This window comes from Synergistes jonesii (genome assembly GCF_000712295.1).
In the GTDB taxonomy this organism is placed as follows: Bacteria; Synergistota; Synergistia; order Synergistales; family Synergistaceae; genus Synergistes; species Synergistes jonesii.
Map to the genome: position 1 here is coordinate 21662 of NZ_JMKI01000053.1, position 17258 is coordinate 38919.

General features: G+C 58.6%; 14 protein-coding genes and 1 tRNA gene. 3 read left to right on the forward strand and 12 right to left on the reverse strand.

Annotated elements, in window-relative coordinates; genetic code table 11:
• Positions 1-14 precede the first annotated feature (14 nt).
• The 3 genes from EH55_RS12160 to EH55_RS12170 all read right to left on the reverse strand — a co-directional run bounded on the left by EH55_RS12160 (position 15) and on the right by EH55_RS12170 (position 2587).
• The gene (locus tag EH55_RS12160) at positions 15-1010 is read right to left on the reverse strand and encodes a ribose-phosphate diphosphokinase (protein WP_037978297.1); all 996 of its coding nucleotides are present in this window, start codon (positions 1008-1010) and stop codon (positions 15-17) included.
• 50 nt (positions 1011-1060) lie between these two features.
• On the reverse strand, positions 1061-2458 hold the full coding sequence (gene glmU / locus EH55_RS12165; RefSeq protein WP_037978299.1) for a bifunctional UDP-N-acetylglucosamine diphosphorylase/glucosamine-1-phosphate N-acetyltransferase GlmU: 1398 nt from the start codon (positions 2456-2458) through the stop codon (positions 1061-1063).
• 53 nt (positions 2459-2511) lie between these two features.
• Positions 2512-2587, reverse strand: a tRNA-Gln gene (locus EH55_RS12170).
• 277 nt (positions 2588-2864) lie between these two features.
• Between EH55_RS12170 and EH55_RS12175 the strand changes: the two genes are divergently transcribed.
• Genes EH55_RS12175 through EH55_RS12185 form a run of 3 tightly spaced genes read left to right on the forward strand, consistent with a single transcriptional unit; the run spans position 2865 to position 4968 of the window.
• Positions 2865-3290: a Fur family transcriptional regulator gene (locus EH55_RS12175; protein ID WP_037978301.1), complete on the forward strand. Its 426-nt coding sequence runs from the start codon at positions 2865-2867 to the stop codon at positions 3288-3290.
• A gap of 7 nt (positions 3291-3297) precedes the next feature.
• Positions 3298-3831 (forward strand): Synerg-CTERM system glutamic-type intramembrane protease MrtS, encoded by a 534-nt coding sequence (mrtS, locus tag EH55_RS12180; RefSeq protein WP_037978306.1) that lies wholly within the window; start codon positions 3298-3300, stop codon positions 3829-3831.
• Positions 3832-3888: 57 nt separating this feature from the next.
• Complete coding sequence (locus tag EH55_RS12185) at positions 3889-4968, forward strand: hypothetical protein (RefSeq protein WP_037978309.1); 1080 nt, start codon at positions 3889-3891, stop codon at positions 4966-4968.
• A gap of 100 nt (positions 4969-5068) precedes the next feature.
• Here EH55_RS12185 and EH55_RS12190 read toward each other — a convergent pair whose 3' ends face one another.
• The 9 genes from EH55_RS12190 to EH55_RS12230 form a co-directional block, all read right to left on the reverse strand.
• Positions 5069-5956, reverse strand: a complete 888-nt coding sequence (locus EH55_RS12190) for a UTP--glucose-1-phosphate uridylyltransferase (RefSeq protein ID WP_037978312.1) — start codon at positions 5954-5956, stop codon at positions 5069-5071.
• Entirely contained in the window at positions 5949-7313 is a 1365-nt protein-coding gene (gene glmM / locus EH55_RS12195) for a phosphoglucosamine mutase (RefSeq protein WP_037977628.1), read from the reverse strand. Before glmM ends, EH55_RS12190 begins: the two co-directional genes overlap by 8 nt.
• A 42-nt stretch (positions 7314-7355) precedes the next feature.
• Positions 7356-8687: a CdaR family protein gene (locus EH55_RS12200; RefSeq protein WP_037978314.1), complete on the reverse strand. Its 1332-nt coding sequence runs from the start codon at positions 8685-8687 to the stop codon at positions 7356-7358.
• The gene (gene cdaA, locus EH55_RS12205) at positions 8677-9507 is read right to left on the reverse strand and encodes a diadenylate cyclase CdaA (RefSeq protein WP_037978316.1); all 831 of its coding nucleotides are present in this window, start codon (positions 9505-9507) and stop codon (positions 8677-8679) included. The genes EH55_RS12200 and cdaA overlap by 11 nt, the downstream gene beginning before the upstream one ends.
• 106 nt (positions 9508-9613) lie before the next feature.
• Positions 9614-10459, reverse strand: a complete 846-nt coding sequence (locus EH55_RS12210) for a deoxyribonuclease IV (RefSeq protein WP_037978317.1) — start codon at positions 10457-10459, stop codon at positions 9614-9616.
• A 63-nt stretch (positions 10460-10522) separates the two neighbouring features.
• Positions 10523-10756: a trp RNA-binding attenuation protein MtrB gene (mtrB, locus tag EH55_RS12215; protein WP_037978319.1), complete on the reverse strand. Its 234-nt coding sequence runs from the start codon at positions 10754-10756 to the stop codon at positions 10523-10525.
• A gap of 32 nt (positions 10757-10788) precedes the next feature.
• Entirely contained in the window at positions 10789-14217 is a 3429-nt protein-coding gene (gene dnaE, locus EH55_RS12220) for a DNA polymerase III subunit alpha (protein ID WP_037978323.1), read from the reverse strand.
• Positions 14218-14298: 81 nt separating this feature from the next.
• Positions 14299-16026, reverse strand: a complete 1728-nt coding sequence (gene dnaX, locus EH55_RS12225) for a DNA polymerase III subunit gamma/tau (protein WP_051682892.1) — start codon at positions 16024-16026, stop codon at positions 14299-14301.
• Positions 16027-16063: 37 nt separating this feature from the next.
• A complete protein-coding gene (locus EH55_RS12230) occupies positions 16064-17179 on the reverse strand; it encodes a M48 family metallopeptidase (RefSeq protein WP_051682893.1) in 1116 nt (371 codons plus the stop codon).
• Positions 17180-17258 lie beyond the last annotated feature (79 nt).

Sequence of the window (17258 nt, forward strand, 5' to 3'; positions counted from 1 at the left end):
TTTGCGACTTTAATCTATTTTGTTTCTTTCTTTTCGCTGTCTGCGAACAGAGTGCTGACCGAATGCTCCGAATGGATGCGCCTCAGAGCCTCGGCGAATAGCGGCGCTATCGACATGACCTTTATCTTGTCGATCTTCTTCTCCGAAGGAATGGGTATCGTATCGGTGAGGACGACCTCTTCGATGTCGGATCCCTTCAGGCGGTCGATCGCCGGATCTGAAAGCACGCCGTGCGTCGCGCAGGCGTAGACTTTATCCGCTCCTCTCTCTTTGAGAGCCGCGGCCGCTTTGACTATCGTCCCAGCGGTGTCGATTATATCGTCTACAAGGATGCAGGTCTTGCCTTTGATGTCCCCGATGATATCCATCACCTCGCACACGTTCGCGACTTCGTGCAAACGGCGCTTGTCGACGATGGCGAGATCCGCGCGGCCGATATGCCCGGAGAAGGTCCTCGCGCGCGCTACGCCGCCTATGTCGGGGGAGACTACCGTAAGGAGGTCGTCCTTTATCTCTTTCGAAAGCTTCTTACGGAAGTAGGAGGCGAGGAGCGGGCCGCCCATCAGATGGTCGAGCGGTATGTCGAAGAAGCCCTGTATCTGTCCGGCGTGGAGGTCCGCCGTTATAACGCGGCTCGCGCCGGCCTTTTCAAGAAGATTCGCCACGAGCTTCGCCGTGATGGGTTCGCGCGCCTTCGTCTTTCTGTCCTGTCTCGCGTAGCCGAAATAAGGTATCACCAGATTGACGTTGTAAGCCGACGCCCTCTTCAGCGCGTCGACCATTATCAACAGCTCCATCAGATGCTCGTTTGCCGGCTTACAGGTAGGCTGCACCACGTAGACGTCCGTGCCGCGGACGCTCTCCTCTATGGAGACGGCGATCTCGCCGTCCGCAAACCTCTTCGTCTTCACATTGGAAAGGGGTACGCCGAGATTATCGCAGATACTCTCTGCGAAGTTCTTGCTGTCTCTTCCGGAAAAAATTTTTACCTCCCGTATTCCTGCGAACAATTTCTTCTCCCCCTTAAGGTAGTCGATAAAGATAAAAATTTATAGCTGCGCTATTTGTTCATCTTATGCCTGCGCCTGCGGCTCCAGCCCTCTATATTGGTCTGGCGCGCGCGCGCTACGCCGAGAGCTCCGTCCGGTATGTCCTGAGTTATCACGGAGCCCGCCGCCGTCGATACGTCGTCGCCTACGGTCACCGGCGCGACGAACATCGTGTCGCTGCCTACGAAGCAGTCCCGCCCTATTTTAGTCGTATTTTTCTTTTCGCCGTCGTAGTTGCAGGTGATCGTGCCCGCGCCGATGTTCGTGTTCTCGCCGATCTCGGCGTCGCCTATATATGAGAGGTGCGGCACCTTAGAATCTTTGCCGACCTTGCTCTTCTTTATCTCAACGAAGCGGCCGACGTGAGCGTTAACCAAAAGCTCGGCGTGCTCGCGCATGAACGCGAAGGGGCCGGCCGACGCCCTTTCTCCGACCGTCGAATCGTTCAGCCTGACGGAGCCCTTCAGGTTCGCATTCGCACGGACCGTCGAATTCTTAAGCACGGTGAAGCTTCCGATAAAGGCGCCGTCCTCAACGACGGTATCGCCCCAGAGCTGCACCGACGGATGGATCGTCACGTCGCGCCCTACCTTTACCTTAGGGCCGATCCACACGCTCCGCGGGTCCATGCAATGCATACCGTTGTTCAGCATAAGGGACTTCACTATGCGGTCGCGCATCACGGAAGCGGCCTTTGCAAGCTGAAGCTGGTCGTTGACGCCTAAGAATTCGTCCGGCGCGTCGGACTTTATCGCGTCCACACTGCCGCCCTCTTCTTCTATAAGAGAAAGCGCGTCGGGCAGATAATACTCGCCCTGCGCGTTGCGCGGGGAAATCTTATCTATCACCGAGGCAAGCGCCTCGCTGTCGAAGATATACATGCCGCTGTTCACTTCTTTTATCGCGCGCTGCTCCTCCGTCGCGTCCTTATGCTCGACGACGCTTACTCCGCCGCGTCCACGAATCACGCGCCCGTAGCCGGTCGGGTCGTCGAGGTCGAAGCTCAGGAAGCTGCACGCTTTTTTTTCTTCCTTGTGGCGCGCGGCAAAAAGGGAAAGGGTCTCGGGCGTGACAAGCGGGGCGTCGCCCGCCAAAATCATCACGTTGTCGAAAGAGCTCCACCACCGCTGCGCAAGCTTCGCGGCGTGGGCGGTTCCCTTCTGCTCGCGCTGCCATATTATTTCGCTTTTGGGAAATTCGCTTTCCAGCCAGGATGAGACGGCTTCTCCGCCGAAGCCCACGACGACGGCGCTCTCTGAAAAACCAGCGCTCTGCGCGGCCTTCAGCGGATAATAAAGGATGGGCTCTTCGAGCACCGTATGAAGGACTTTGGGAGTTTTGCTGCGCATGCGGGTACCCTTCCCCGCAGCCAAAACCAGTACCCCGAAGGATTTTTTTTGCTGTTTCATTTAAGGCTCCCCTCCAAAGACGCGCTCCCGGCATACGCTACACCATAAATAAATGGCTGGGGTGGATGGACTCGAACCATCGATGTCGGAGTCAAAGTCCGATGCCTTGGGCCGCTTGGCTACACCCCATTATCCGCAACGGACATTATAACGTCAAATTATACAACTCTGCAAGCGCAGAATGCCATAGTTCAGTCGTCGTCCCGTCAAAGCAGTCTCAAAAAAGCCCGCGGCGGCGCAAGAATAGCGGCATGAGCGATTTATCCGCGCCCAAAGCGCATAACCGATCTTAATTGAATTTTCATTTTACATTTATTATTATTTCAATATACACAAATCAAAAGATATGCTCTATAATAATAATGATTTGCAAAATCATCACGCAGATAGAAGCGGGGGGATAAAAATGTGGGCAGTTGACGATGGAATAGCCGTACTGAGGGAAAGAGGCGCTAAAATAACCGCGCAGCGAATCGCCATCTTAAAGCAGCTTCAGGGAAGAAAAGATCATCCGTCCGCCGAAACTCTCTACAAAGAGCTTTCAGGAGATTATTCGACGATGTCTCTCGCCACTCTGTACAGCACCGCGCAGCTCCTTGAAGAAGCCGGCCTGATCAAGATTCTCAGCATCGACGACAAGAGGGTCTATTTCGATCCCGATACAAAGACGCACGGCCATTTTCTCTGCCAGAAGTGCGGAAAACTTTTTGATATCCCGGTCGACGAAGAAGCGATATTCAAAACGGCCACCGCGGCTAACAACGATATCGCTCAGATCGAACACACCGAGATCTTCTTCTACGGAATGTGCACCGACTGCCTGAAGATCTGATGGGAAAATGAGCGCTGTCATATCGTTCTGTGCCGGCGCCTTTCTGCTTTACTGGCCGTATCTCTGGTGCATGTACAGAAAGGAAGACCCCGGCGCCTACGGCCTCCGCTGGGAGTTCGATAGGCGCGATATAATGCAGACACTCGCCGTGTCTGCATTAATTTTGTCTTTCCTCACGATCGTCGCGGTGAATTGGCCGTGGGACGAACTCCCGCGCAGGCGCGGGCTGTGGGAAGCGTTGAACCTCGGAGCGTCTGGGCTCGCGGCCGCCGTCATCGAAGAAACTTTTTTCCGCGGATGGCTGCAGCCGACGTTTGAAAAAAAGCTCGGCCCTTACGCCGCGATCGTAGTCACCAATCTTATATTCGCGCCGCTGCACCTTATCGCGGCGCCGCGGCTCATATCGCTGTGCACCTTTTTCCCCGGAGTCGTCATGGGTCTGCTGAAGCATCGCTATAAAAACCTCACGCCGCCGGCGCTCTTTCATTTTATCGGGAACGTCTGGGCGATATGGTTCTTCCCGACATCTATCGGTTTTTGACTTTGCTTCTTGATAACGGCGCGCTTTGGTGATATATAAATTCAAGAGGTGGTCTCAATGAATTTCAGAAAAACATTTTTTGTCGCGGCGTTCTGCGCGGCAGTCGTTTTCTCTCAGGCGCGGGGCGAAGCGGAGGAGAAAAAATTGTTCGAGATAAAGATACCGCTGGAAAAGGGAGCGGCGGTCGTCGTCACGACGCCGGACGGCGCGGAACGCGAAGTCGGGCGCGTCAACGCGCTCCCGACGGCGACGCGCTGGCCGAGCTACACTGCGAGCGCCTGGGGCCTTCCCGGGACTGTATGCGCGTCGGCGGTCAACGCGATACATATGCTCGTCTCAGTGGAAGGCGGCAAGGGGCGCACGATGAGCGTGATACCGCAGGAGACGATAGCGCCGGCGGCGGGGGCGGGAGCCTCCGTCATAATCTCGCCTAAAGCGGGAGAGAGCCTATTCGGCGCGTGGGCGCCTCCAGTCGGCGCCCTGGTGCTCGTCGAAAAGCCTGATAAAACGGCCGCGCCCCTGGCCGCCGACAACCTTCCGAAGCCCGGCGACGCGCTTTTGATCACAGCCGACGAATTCGGCGGAACGCCCTACATGATCGACATCGAAAACAGGCCGGGCGGTCGCGTCGTCGCTTGGAGGCGCGGCGGCTGCGAGCTGCTCGCGCGCGTGATAAGGCCGCTCGGCGGCACGGGGCGCTTCGAGGGGACGCTATTTCAGCGAGCCGGCGCGATACGTGCGAACCACTGCGGCGTCATCGACGTCTCGACGTCCCCGCGCGGAGCGGTCGGAGGCTTTCAGATAATCCCGTGGGATCACGCCCTTAAGTCGAAGGAGATGCAGAACGTCTGGACGATGACGCAGTGGCTCGTCGTCGGCGCGGCGGACGGAAGGTCGATGATGGGAGGGAGCGCTCCGCTCTTCAAAAACGGACTCGTCTCCGGTCCGGCGTCCGGCGAAAGGCTCTGGGACGTCTGGTCGACCTACGGCAGAAAGTCGCTCGTCCTCGCGCGCTACGGCAACGGGAAATGGCGGCGCATGAAGGAAGCTGCGGGACGCGGCGACGACGCCCTCAAGGATATAACGGAGCTCAGGATATATTATCCCTTCACTGAGGAGATTCAAAAAATAAATTAGGCCGGGCGAATAGAAGACGAGGCGCCGCGTTCGCGCGGCGCCTTCGATTTATTCGTTGTCTATGTGTCGTTCGTCCGCGCGTGACGCGCGGCGCCGCCTATTAGAGGAGCGCTCCGCTTTCCTTAACGGCTTTTATTACTATTTTTCTCAGCTTGGGGTCTTCGAGCGCCTTTACGACCGTCGCCTTTATCCAACCCTCTTTGACGCCGCAGTCGAGGCGGCTGCCGTTGTAGAGGAGGGCGTAGAGCGGCTCTTCTTCGAGCAGCAGCGAGAGCGCGTCTGTGAGCTGATATTCTCCGCCGGCGCCACGCTTTATTCTTTTAAGGCAGCCGAATATCGACGGCGAGAGAAGGTAGCGCCCCATTATTGCGAGATTCGACGGCGCGTCCGCCGGGCGCGGCTTTTCGACGAGCCCCTTGACGCGGTAGACCCCCTCTTCGACCTCTTCGGCGGCGACTATGCCGTAGCGCGATACTTCGCTTTCCGCGACCTTTTCCACGCAGAGCACGGAGGAATCATATTTTTCCGCGACCGCTTCAAGCTGGCGCAGCACGGTAGGCTTCGCCGCCATCACGTCGTCGGGCAGGATCAGCCCGAAAAATTCGCCTTTGCAGAATTCTTCCGCGCAGAGCACCGCATGGCCGAGGCCGAGGGGCTTCTGCTGATAGGCGTAATGGAATTCCGCGAGCTTATGTATGCCGTCGACCTTTTCCGCGAGGTCCTCCTTGCCGCGCTCGCGCAGGGCAGCGACCAGCTCCTCCGACGGCTCGAAGTAGCGGCGTATGCTTTCCTTGCCCTGCCCGGTGACGAACATTATCTGCGTGCAGCCGGAGGCGACCGCCTCGTCGACCCCGTGGTGTATGAGCGGCCTGTCGATTAGCGTCATCATTTCCTTCGGCACATCCTTAGTCGCGGGGAGGAATCTCGTCCCCAGCCCGGCCACGGGGAATACCGCTTTCTTTACCGGCTTGTAGCGGACCTCAGACATGGCATTCTATTTCCTTTCTGATCGCGTCCTCCATGATGCCGGCGGCTTCGTTCATAAGCTTTTCGTCGCGCGATTCGACGAATATTCTGATAAGGGGCTCCGTCCCCGACGGACGCAGAAGCATGCGCCCCCTGCCGCCGAGGAGTTTCTCCGCTTCGGCGGCGGCCGACGCGACTTTTTCGCTCTTCATTATCTTTTCTTTGCCGTCGACGCGCATGTTGCGCAACAGCTGCGGATAGCGCTCGAAGCGGTCGCTGAGCGTCGAAATCTCTTCGCCGAGCTCCGCGACCCCCTTCAGGAAGAGGACTCCTGCGCAGAGCCCATCGCCGGTGTTCGCGTATTCGAGCGCTATAATGTGGCCGGACTGTTCGCCTCCGATTCGCGCCCCCTCTTTACGCATCGTGTCGAGCACGTATCTGTCGCCGACCGGGCAGCGGAAAACTTTTATACCCTCCTTCGCGAGGAGCTCTTCGAGCGCCATATTCGACATCACGGTCGCGGCGACGCCGGCGCCGAGCCTGTCGCGCTTAGCGAGCCAGCGCCCTATCACCCACAGCATTATGTCGCCGTCGAGCACACGCCCACTGCTGTCGCAGAGCAGCACGCGGTCCGTGTCGCCGTCGTACGCGATGCCGAGCTCCGCTTTGTTCTTTACTACCTCCGACGCGAGCGTATTGATGTGCGTCACGCCGACGTTTTCATTTATGTTCACGCCATTCGGCTTATTGGCGATGAAGGTGACCCTGCCGCGCCAGTCTGAGAAGAGCGGCTCGACGAACGCCGACGCGGCGCCGTTCGCCGCGTCTATAACTATCGGGCAGGAATAATCTTTTATCTCCTCTATTATTTTTTTCAAACGCTTCGCGTACTCTTCGCGGAAGCGCGAGCCGTCGCTGACGCCTCCGATGTTTACCGGCGCCGCGAAGGCGCGCTTCTTTTCGTCGAGGAATATTTCTTCTATATCGGCCTCGTCGTCGTCCGTGAGCTTGAAGCCGTCCTTGTCGAGAAATTTTATGCCGTTGTATTCCGGAGGATTGTGCGACGCGCTTATCACCGCGCCGCCGTCGAAGTCGTTGTGGGCGGCTACGCTGCTGACGCCGGGGGTCGGGATGACGCCGAGGTCCGACGCCGAGCCGCCGGCCGACGTGATACCCGCCATCAGCGCGGACTGGAGCATCTCGCCGGAGCGCCTGGTGTCGCGTCCCACTGCGATCTTAGGTGTACCTGCGCCGCGCTTCCTCAAAAATACCGTGTAAGCCGCGCCCAGCCTCATAGCCGCTTCGGGGCGCATCATCCCGCTGTTTGCAACGTCGCGCACTCCGTCGGTCCCGAAGAATTGTCTTTTCTTATCCTGCATTTTTACGCTGACCCCTCTCAAAATTCACATGAAGCCAGAAAATCATTTGCCGTCCACGGCGGTGACGCGCACCTGCTCAGGTTCGGTCTGAACGATCTGAAAATCCCGTTTCAGGTTTTTGACGAGCACGGGGAGCTCCGTCTGCTGCGATACGATGTTCGAAACGTCCACGTACAGCTCGCAGGGAGCGCCGTCCGTCAGAGAATCGATAGCCGTCTGCGTCCCCTCCACCGTCAAGCTGACGGATTGAGGCGAAAGCTTCCACTCCTTTCCAGACTCGGACCCTTCGACGAGCAGAGGGACGTTCGTGAAGGTCTTTACGCCCATCTTCTTGGACAGGCGGATCTCGACCCTCGCGCGGTCAGGACCGGAAATCTCCACGCCCTCCTCAAGCTGCTCCGGCCTCATCGGTATCATGATCTGGATGTTCTGGTCCAGCCCCGTTATATCGACGGGAGGAAGGACGAGTGACTGCATCCTTTTGACCGCTTCGCTTCTGCCTCGAATCGAAACGCTCTCCGGTATGACCTTGATAGACTCGACTTGCAGATCCTCCTGCGGCGAACCGACGACTGAGACCTTCACAGGAATCCGTTCGCCGACTATCTCGTTTTCAAACGCCGCCGTCGCGTTCGTCTCTTTCGGCGTTATCGTAAGCTTGCCCGTCGGAGTCGTGAGGAAGGGCTGCTTGACGTTCGCCTGAGCCTTCAACGCGACGCTGACGCGCGCCTTGCCGCCCTCGTCGAGCTTGTCGAGCGCTACGACCGCTTCGAGCCCCTGCACCGCGAGGACTTCGTTCTCCGGTCCGCTGATCACCGCGCTTGCGGGGTCGAGCGTGATCGAGGATAAAATCATGCCCTCTGGCGGAGCGCCTTCAGCTCTCGCCTTTATTTCCACCGTGCGTTCGACGTGGCGGTAGACCTCGACCTCGGCAACCGCCGGCTTTAGGCTTATCACGCGCGCGAAGGAGGGAACGTCAAGGTTTATCGGAAGAGTATACTTTCCGGCCTGCAGATTCGCAAGGTCGACTTCGGCGATAAGGTCCGACGGTCTTACGCCCGACAGCATGTTTATCTTGCCGGATATTTTGAGTTCTATCTTATTCGTCGGCGCGTAGAGAGAAAAGCCGGCAGGGAGGTTCGCGTAATTAATCTCGACGCTCAGAGTGCGCGCCGATTCCGAGTCGCTGTCGAGCGCTACGAAGGCCCAGAGCGCCACTGAAATAAACACGGAGACGCATATGAAAAAGCCCTTCGACTGGAGAATCGATTCTCCTTTATAGTTCAGCCTGCCGCTCAACGACGAGAGCTTTCTGTCGACGGCGTTGAGCGTGCCTATGATAAGTCTTTCCAGCGTCTTCTTTTCATTCGGCATTTTTAACGCCCCCTGACCACTGCTGCTGTATTTCTTCGCGCAGCCGCTCCATAAAGTTCGTCTCCCTGCTTTCGAAGCTGAAATAATGGTTGCATATCTTTCTCAGCTGCTCTTCGTCGAGAGGCTTGGAAAAATGCCCGCCTACGGCGGCCGTTATCTCTCCGCGCTCCTCTGAGACGGTCAGAGCTATCGAATCGGACATTTCCGTCACTCCGAGCGCCGCACGGTGGCGCGTACCGTACCATCTCGAGATGTCGGTCTTCTCCGTCAATGGAAGGTAGCAGCCGGCCGCAACTATGCTGCTGCGGTCGAGCACGACCGCGCCGTCGTGCAGAGGCGTGCCGGGCCAGAAGATCGATATCAGAAGCTCCTCGGTGATGTCGGCCTTCAGCATGACCGCGGTGCGCCAGACTTCCTTGAGGCTCGTGTCGCGCTCGAGGACGCAGAGGGCGCCGATGCGCTGCGAGCGGCAGTAGATCAGCGCCTTTGTAAGCTGCTCGGCCCTCGCGTCTATATCCTTTTCGTCCTTAGCCATTTTCCAGAGGTGTCCCTTTCCGAGCTCTTCCAGCATGTGGCGCATCTCCGGCTGGAAAAGCACGGGGATGACTATGATGAACGCGCCGAGCATCTTTCCGATTATCCACGAGAGGCTGCGCAGCTCGAGGATGTTGGCTATCATCCCTATGAAGGCTATCGTCAGCACGCCGCGAATCAGCTGCATCGCGCGCGTGCCGACCAGCAGCAGCAGCACGCGGTATATCAGGAAGGAGACTATCAGAATGTCGATAAAGTCCTGCCAGCGCAAGTCGAAAAAAGCCACCGAACACACCCCTTACTACAGCTCTAAAAAATTATAGCTCAAAAAACGGCTCGAAACTTTACAAATGCCAATCGAATATCAACAACTTATTCGCATATTTTGCCTTTTACTGCCCTCTTACCTTTCGCAGAAACGCCAGATTGCCCTCGTCGCCTACGCCGTCCTTCGGCGTTTCCAGGATGGCCGGCACGTTCTTAAAGCGTTCGTCGTTCATTAGAAGCGAAAAAGGCAGCGTGCCTATCTGTCCTTCGCCGAGGTGCGCGTGGCGGTCGAGGCGCGAGCCCTTCGCGCTTTTACAGTCGTTGATATGCCAGCAGAAGACGTTGTCGATCCCGCAATGCTTATCTATCAGCGATATGAAGCGCTCGTAGGCATCGGCAGAGCGAAGGTCGTAGCCTGCCGCGAAGACATGGCAGCTGTCGACGCAGAAGGCGAGGCGCGGAGGCCATCTCAGCAGATCGCCGATAACGGAAAAATGTGACAAATCACCACCGAGGACGGAGCCCTGGCCGGCCATCGTTTCAAGCAGGACGCGCACCCTGTACCCCTGCGTCTCCTCGAAGAGCAGCCGCAACGACTCCGCCGCGATTTCCAGCGCCCTTTTCTCGCCGCCCTCCTTCGCGAAGCCCGGATGGAGGACGATATCGCTTATCCCCAGCTGATGGCAGCGCTCCGTCTCCGCGCGGAGCGCCCTTCTGCTCTTTTCCAGCGTTTCCGCGTCGGAGGAAGCGACGTTTATCAGATACGACGCGTGCGAGACAACGCTTTTAACGCCGGAGCTCCGCCACGCGTCGTAAAAGCCTCGCGCCTCTTCGAGGGAGACGGGCTTGCTCTGCCACTGCAGCTGGTTGCGGGTGAATATCTGCATCGCTTCGCAGCCGAGCGCGTCGGCCCTGGCGAAGGCTCGGCACACGCCGCCGGCCGCCGAAATATGAGTCCCTATAAGCGCCATCACCAGGCACGCCTCTCAAAAAGGCGGCGCCAGGCACCTGCAACTCTTCCCACTCGACCGCCCTTAAGCCTTGCCGCTCTCGATCTCCCCGTGCGACGTGAGCAGCTTCGCGCGCCCGCGGATCTTCATCGCGGATATATGTTCGGTGAACTGCGCGAGCCAAACCTCGCCCTCTTCAAGCTTCTCGGTGTGCAGAAATTTGTTTTCCGCGCCGCGCGTCACGCCGGTTACGGTTACGCCGTTTTCGAGAGCCTTGACTACTATATATTCTCCCGCGGCAGCCGTGTTTTCTGTCATTTCTTTTCTCCTCTTTTCTTATCTTTCCCGTATCAGATACAGCTTATATGGTCGTGGGAGTACTCAGAAAGCTCTTTCTTCAGCTCTTCTGTAGCCTCCGTCTTTACCCTTTTGATCAGCGAGACGATATAATCGTTCGTAAGGCCGCCGGCGCGCACCTTCAGTATTATCTCGCTTTTCCCCGGATGCTTCATAATGATCCTGAACATGCCGTCGTAGAAACTTTCCGACGTCTCCGACTCTACGGTGATTATAACGCGCCTCTCGAGCTTCTCCCTGTACTCCTCCTCCGTGAATATGTCGTCGGCCATTATCGATATTCCGCGGTCTTCGCGCGGCCTGCCTTTTATGAAATAGAGCTGCCCCGGCTGGAGTATCGGCTTGAACTGGGCCCAGCGGCTGTTGAATATCATCACGTCGAGCGTGCTTCGGTTGTCCTCGAAGACCGCGGTCCCATAAGGGTTGCCGGAGGACTTGCTGTATTTTTCCGTAACGCTCGACAGCAGCCCCGCGGTAACGGCGGGGCTCGGGGACTGCCAACTGCCGAGGTCGCCTATCGGACATGTGATATAGGGCCTGACCTCTTCCTCGTAGTGGTCGAACGGATGCCCCGAGATGTAGAGCCCCATGCTCTCCTTCTCCATGCCGAGCTTCTGATGCTCGCTGAAGTCGGGAAGCTCATGCATTTCAGGTATCATCGACGCTTCGTCGTCACCGAAGAGCGAAGCCTGGTTCGTATGCTGAGCCTGCTTCGCGGCCTGCTCCATGAACTGCGGCATCGCTCCCAACAGCATCGCGCGGTTGGGCTCAAGGCTGTCGAAGGCTCCTGATTTTATCAGATTCTCTACGACCCCCTTGTTGACCTGCCTCATGTCGACCCTCGTCAGGAAATCCCAAAAGGAGGTATATCTGCCGTCTTTATCGCGGCTCTCTATTATGCTCGCTACGGCGGCGTCGCCGACCTTGGCGACGGCGGAGAGCCCCAGCCTTATGACCTCGCCTACGACGGTGAATTCCTCTCGCGATTCGTTTATGTCGGGCGGCAGGACCTTGAAGCCCTCGTCGCGGACGCTGCGGATATACTGCCCGAGGGTTTCCATCTTCGAGCCCACGAGGCTCGAAAGGTAGGAGGCGAGATATTCCGCGCCGTAGTGCGCTTTAAGCCACGCGGTCCAGTACGCTATCAGGCCGTAGGCCGCGCTGTGCGATTTGTTGAAGCCGTAGCCGGCAAACTTTTCGATAATGTCGAATATATCGCCCGCGTTCGCCGCGTCGACGCCGTTCTTCCGCGCGCCTTCGATGAACTTCACACGCTCCTTCGCCATGACGTCCTTCTTCTTCTTGCCCATCGCGCGGCGCAGAAGGTCCGCTTCGCCGAGCGTATAGCCGGCAAGCGCCTGCGCGCTCTGCATGACCTGTTCCTGATAGAGTATGACGCCGTAGGTGTCCTTCATGTACGGTTCGAGCTTCGGGTGCAGATAGTGCACCTGCTCCTCGCCGTGCTTGCATCTGACGTAGGTGTCGGCCATGCCGCTGTCAAGGGGGCCGGGGCGGTAAAGCGCCACGAGCGCGATTATATCGTCGAAGCAGTCGGGGCGCAGACGGCGGACGAGCGCCGTCATGCCCAAAGATTCAAGCTGGAAGACGCCGAGCGTGTCGCCGCGCTGAAGCATTTCATAGGTCTTCTTGTCGTCGTCGGGTATCTCATTCAGATCGATCTTCCCCTTGCCGTTCGCCTCGATGTTCTTAACCGCCCCGTCGAGCACCGAGAGCGTGCGCAGCCCTAAGAAATCCATTTTTACCAGCCCGAGCTTTTCGCACGGCTCCATCGAATACTGAGTGGCGACCTGCCCTTCGCCGAACTTTCGCACCGGCACCATGTCGCTCGTCGGCTTAGGCGTTATGACGACGCCGGCGGCGTGCTGCGAGCAGTGCCGTGCGAGCCCTTCGATATGTATCGCCGTATCGACCAGCTTCTTCACCTCCGGCTTGCCGTCGTACATCTCTTTGAACTCGGGCACCTCGACGAGGGCGTCGGTTATATGCTTGTGCTGGAGAGGGTAATTTACAGGAATCAATCTTGTGATCGAGTTGACCTCCGCTATCGGGATGTTCATGGCGCGTCCGACGTCCTTTATCGCGCCGCGCCCGAGCATACGCCCGAACGTCACTATCTGGGATACGTGGTCGATGCCGTACTTTTCGACGATGTAAGCTATCAGCTCTTCGCGCCCCTTGTCGGAGACGTCGGTGTCGATATCCGGCATGCTTATGCGCTCGGGGTTTAAAAAGCGTTCGAAGAGCAGATCGTACTTTATCGGGTCGAGATCCGTTATACCCAGCGAGTAAGCGACTAAAGAGCCAGCGGCCGAGCCGCGCCCCGGACCTATCGGGATGTTTCTTTTCTTCGCCGCGACTATTATGTCGGAAACGATACAGAAGTAGCCGGGGAAGTCCATCTGCTCGATGACCCCGAGCTCGTATTCGAGGCGCTCTATGTAATCCTGCGGAGGATTTTCGCTCTTCAGCCTGTCGCGCAGCCCCCGCTCCGCCATTTTGCGCAGATGGGTTGAGAGCGTTTCGCCCTCGGGCAGCGGAAACTCGGGCAGGTAGTAATGCCCCGTATTCAATTTAACGTTGCAGCGGTCCGCTATTATCTGCGTGTTAGTCAGAGACTCGGGCAGATCGTCGCCGAAAATCGCCCACATCTCCTCCGGCGAGCGGAAGTAGTAGTCGTCGCCCGTGAAGCGGTAGCGCTTCTCGTCCGTCACGACGCTCCCCGTCTGCACGCACAGCAGCACGTCGTGCCACTCCGCGTCTTCGCGCCTAAGATAATGCGAGTCGTTCGTCGCGATGAGAGGTATTTCAAGCTTCTTCGACATCTCGACGAGAGCCTTGTTCACTATCGCCTGCTCAGGCACGCTGTTCGACTGCACCTCAAGGAAGTAGTTGCCCGCCCCCATGATGTCGCGGTAAAGCTCGGCGCACCTATAGGCGCCCTCTATATCGCCGCGGATTATGAACTGCGGCACCTCGCCGCCGATGCACGCGGAAGAGCATATCAGCCCCTTGCTGTAGCGCGCGAGCAGTTCGTGGTCGATGCGCGGCCTATAGTAAAAGCCGTCGGTGTTAGCTATCGAGACGAGCTTCGTCAGATTATAGTAGCCTTCTTCGCTTTCCGCAAGCAGGATGAGATGGTTCTGCCCCTTACCCTCGCGGCAGGTGTGGCCGTTCGGGTCGACGTAGACCTCGCAGCCGAGTATCGGCTTCACGCCGGCGTCGTTGCACTTCGTATAGAATTCATAGCAGCCGAACATCACACCGTGGTCGGTGATGGCCACGGAATCCATACCCATATCTTTCGCGGCCTTCGCCAGGTCGGCGCATCTGTTCGCGCCGTCGAGCAGGCTGTATTCGGTATGCACGTGGAGATGCACGAACGGCTTATCCGGCGAGCCCATGGCCTCTCCTCCGTCCGCCCGCGCGGCGCGCGGCTTCTGCTTCCATATATCGTGTGGCGTTCATTATTTTCCTCTCTTTCTCTATAAGTTTTCCGACAAACCTTCCAAACCGCTGTCGCCCTTCTCGACGTACAGCACTTCGGCGCCCGCGCGCCGCAGCATGCGCGAGATGCCTGGGTCGGCGTCCAAAAGCGCGCTCCCCTGCCTCTCCTGCTGCACGTTCTGACGCTGCGCCGGCTTATCGGCCGCTTTTTCCTCCTGCGCCGTCACTGGAGCGCCGGCTTCTTGCATCTGCGGCTCCGGCTCGGCCTCCTGGACTTCGGGAATATCTATACCCCACGTCCTGGCCGCGGCACGCAGCGCGTTTTTTCTGTTGCGCTCCATCGAAAGGAAGTTCTGCGAAGGGCAGGGGCGCTCAAAGCTTATTTCCAGCCCGCCGTCCGCGCTGTAAATTTCCGCGTTCAAAAGCGCCGACGCGACGGGAAGCCGATCGGAAGAAAGGTTCCCGACGAGGCGCGAAAAATCGCCGTCGCCCAGCCTGGCGCAGAGAGCCGCGGCGTCTAAGGACGAAGCTTTCTCGCCTGTCGAAGGCGCGGGAAGGCCGGCGAAGGGAGCCGTGAGCTGCGTCTTGGGCGCGGAAGTCGGGCGCGCGTACTGCGCCCCCTCCGCCTTCCGCGGCTGAGCGATTCCCTGAGCCGGAGCCGGCTGCGCCTCGCTTCCGCTCATGATGTTCCGCAGCTCCATGAAGACGAGGCCGCTGAATATGTCGCCCTTCATCCCGTAGCGCATCTTCGGCATGAGGCGCGACAGCACCATGCAGGCGGCCTGCAGCTTCTCCACCTCCCACTCCTTCGCCTCCGACGCCAGAAAGTCGCGCTCTTCAACGGAGGTTTCCAGCGCTTCGAGCGCCCTCTCCTGCCAAAGAGAATAAAGCCACAGGTCGCGGAAGAGCACGAAAAGCGACTCGCAGAGCCTTTCGGGCGAGATTCCGCGCGCCATTATCGAATGAAGCGCCGACGCGGCGCTCTGCGGGTCTGTGCGGAGGGAGACGGTCCAGCGCTCGAGCTCCGAGCGGCTGCTGCCGCCCGTCAGCTCGCGTATCGCGTCGAGCGACAGTCTGCCGCGGCCGAGCGCCACGGCCTGCTCTGTGAGGGAGAGCGCGTCGCGGAGCGCTCCGTCCGCCTGGCGGGCTATTTCCCAGACCGCCTCCTCATCCGCTTCGATATTTTCTTTTTCGCATACGTATTTGAGGCGCGCGACCGTATCCGCTGTAGTAATTCTGTGGAACGGTATATGCTGGCAGCGCGAGCGGATCGTGACCGGCACCTTGTGGGGCTCCGTAGTCGCGAGCAGGAAGACGACGTTCGCCGGCGGCTCTTCAAGCGTCTTCAGCAGCGCGTTGAAGGCCGCGTCGGTCAGCATGTGGACTTCGTCTATTATGTAGACTTTATAGGAGGCCGACAGCGGCTTCAGGCTGACGTGGCTCTTGAGGTCGCGTATCTCGCCTATGCCTCTGTTCGACGCGCCGTCGATCTCTATCACGTCGAGATGCTCGCCGGCGGCTATCGCGCGGCAGTTCGCGCATTCGCCGCACGGCTCGCAGCCGTCCCTCCTGTTCAGGCAGTCGAGGGATTTCGCCACGAGGCGCGCCGCTGATGTCTTGCCGCATCCGCGCGGGCCGGAAAAAAGATAGGCGTGCCCAAGCGCCCCCTCGCGAAGAGACTCCATCAGAACGCCCACAGCGGCGCTCTGCCCTACCATATCGGAGAATGTCTGGGGCCTGTACCTGCGGTATAGTGAAATATACATGTTACCCCTCCTAAATCGATTTACGAACGAACGCGGCTCACTGGAAATAGTCGGTGACCATATTTCCGCGCCGCGCCCTGTTGAGGGCGTCGTTTATCCTGTCGCGGAGCTCGGAAAGCGCCGGCATGCCGGGCAGCAGATCGCGCTCGGATAAAATTTTCTCGCGCCTTATCATCAGAACGCTTCCGCCTTCCGCCGCGGCTACCTTGACGTCGTAGGGGGCGAGCTCCAGCTCCAGCGCGCCGTCGAGGCGCTCCGCGAGCTCGCTGAAAAGTCTTTTCGCTTCGCCGCCTGCGGGCGCCTCCAATATCGGCTCACCGTCGACGAGCAGGCGGACGGAGCCTGAGTCTTCCTCCAGCGTGACCTTCAGAGAGCACACGACGTCCTTTCTTTCTATCTCTATCCCGTTGTCGCGCAGATACTTCATCGCGGCCTCCACGCGCTCGTCCTCTTCGGGATGCGTCTGGTAGATTCCCAGCTGATACTGCGCGCGCTTCAGCTTCTCGAGCTTCATGCGCTCCATCATCGTGAGCATCGCGGCCGGATTGTAGCCGGCCTTGCGCAGAACGTCTATGCCCATAGCGTCGGCCTCCTTTTCGAGGTCGATGCTGTAGCTGTTCATCAGCGCGGTCTGAAGTCCGCTGGACATCGCAGCGATTCCCGCGCCGCTCTTTCCGCCAGCCTGCGCAGCGGCGATGAGCCCCGCTATCGTGAGCAGGCTGAGCGCGTTGTTGCGCTTCGCCTGGACTATCCCGTGCGCGCGGTCCGCGTGGATGAATTCGTGGCACATGACGGCGGCTATCTCGTCCTCGCTCTTCAGGAAGTCGAGCATCCCCGTAGTGAAGTAGGTGATGCCGCCCGGCAGCGAAAAGGCGTTCGGCTGTTTCATCTCGATGATTCTGACGCTGTATTCGAGGTCGCGCTGGAGGTGCGGCGTCAGCTTTGCGGCGATCATCGCGAGCTTCGCCTCAGTGGAGGGGTCGAGCACCCGCGGATACTGCTTTTCGACCTCCTGCGAACCTTTGCGCCCGATCTTAAGCTCGCGCTTGATCGTTTTTTCGCTCGGCTCGGGAGAGGCGGCGGCGTATGCGCACGCGGCGCAGAAAAACAGCGCGGCGAACAGCGCGTACGCTGCAAAAAGTTTTTTGCTCAAGCGACTCGACCCCTTTCCGAAAAAATCCCGCGAAGCACGCTCCTATTATTATAACGAAAAAACGGCGCTTATTTTGCCC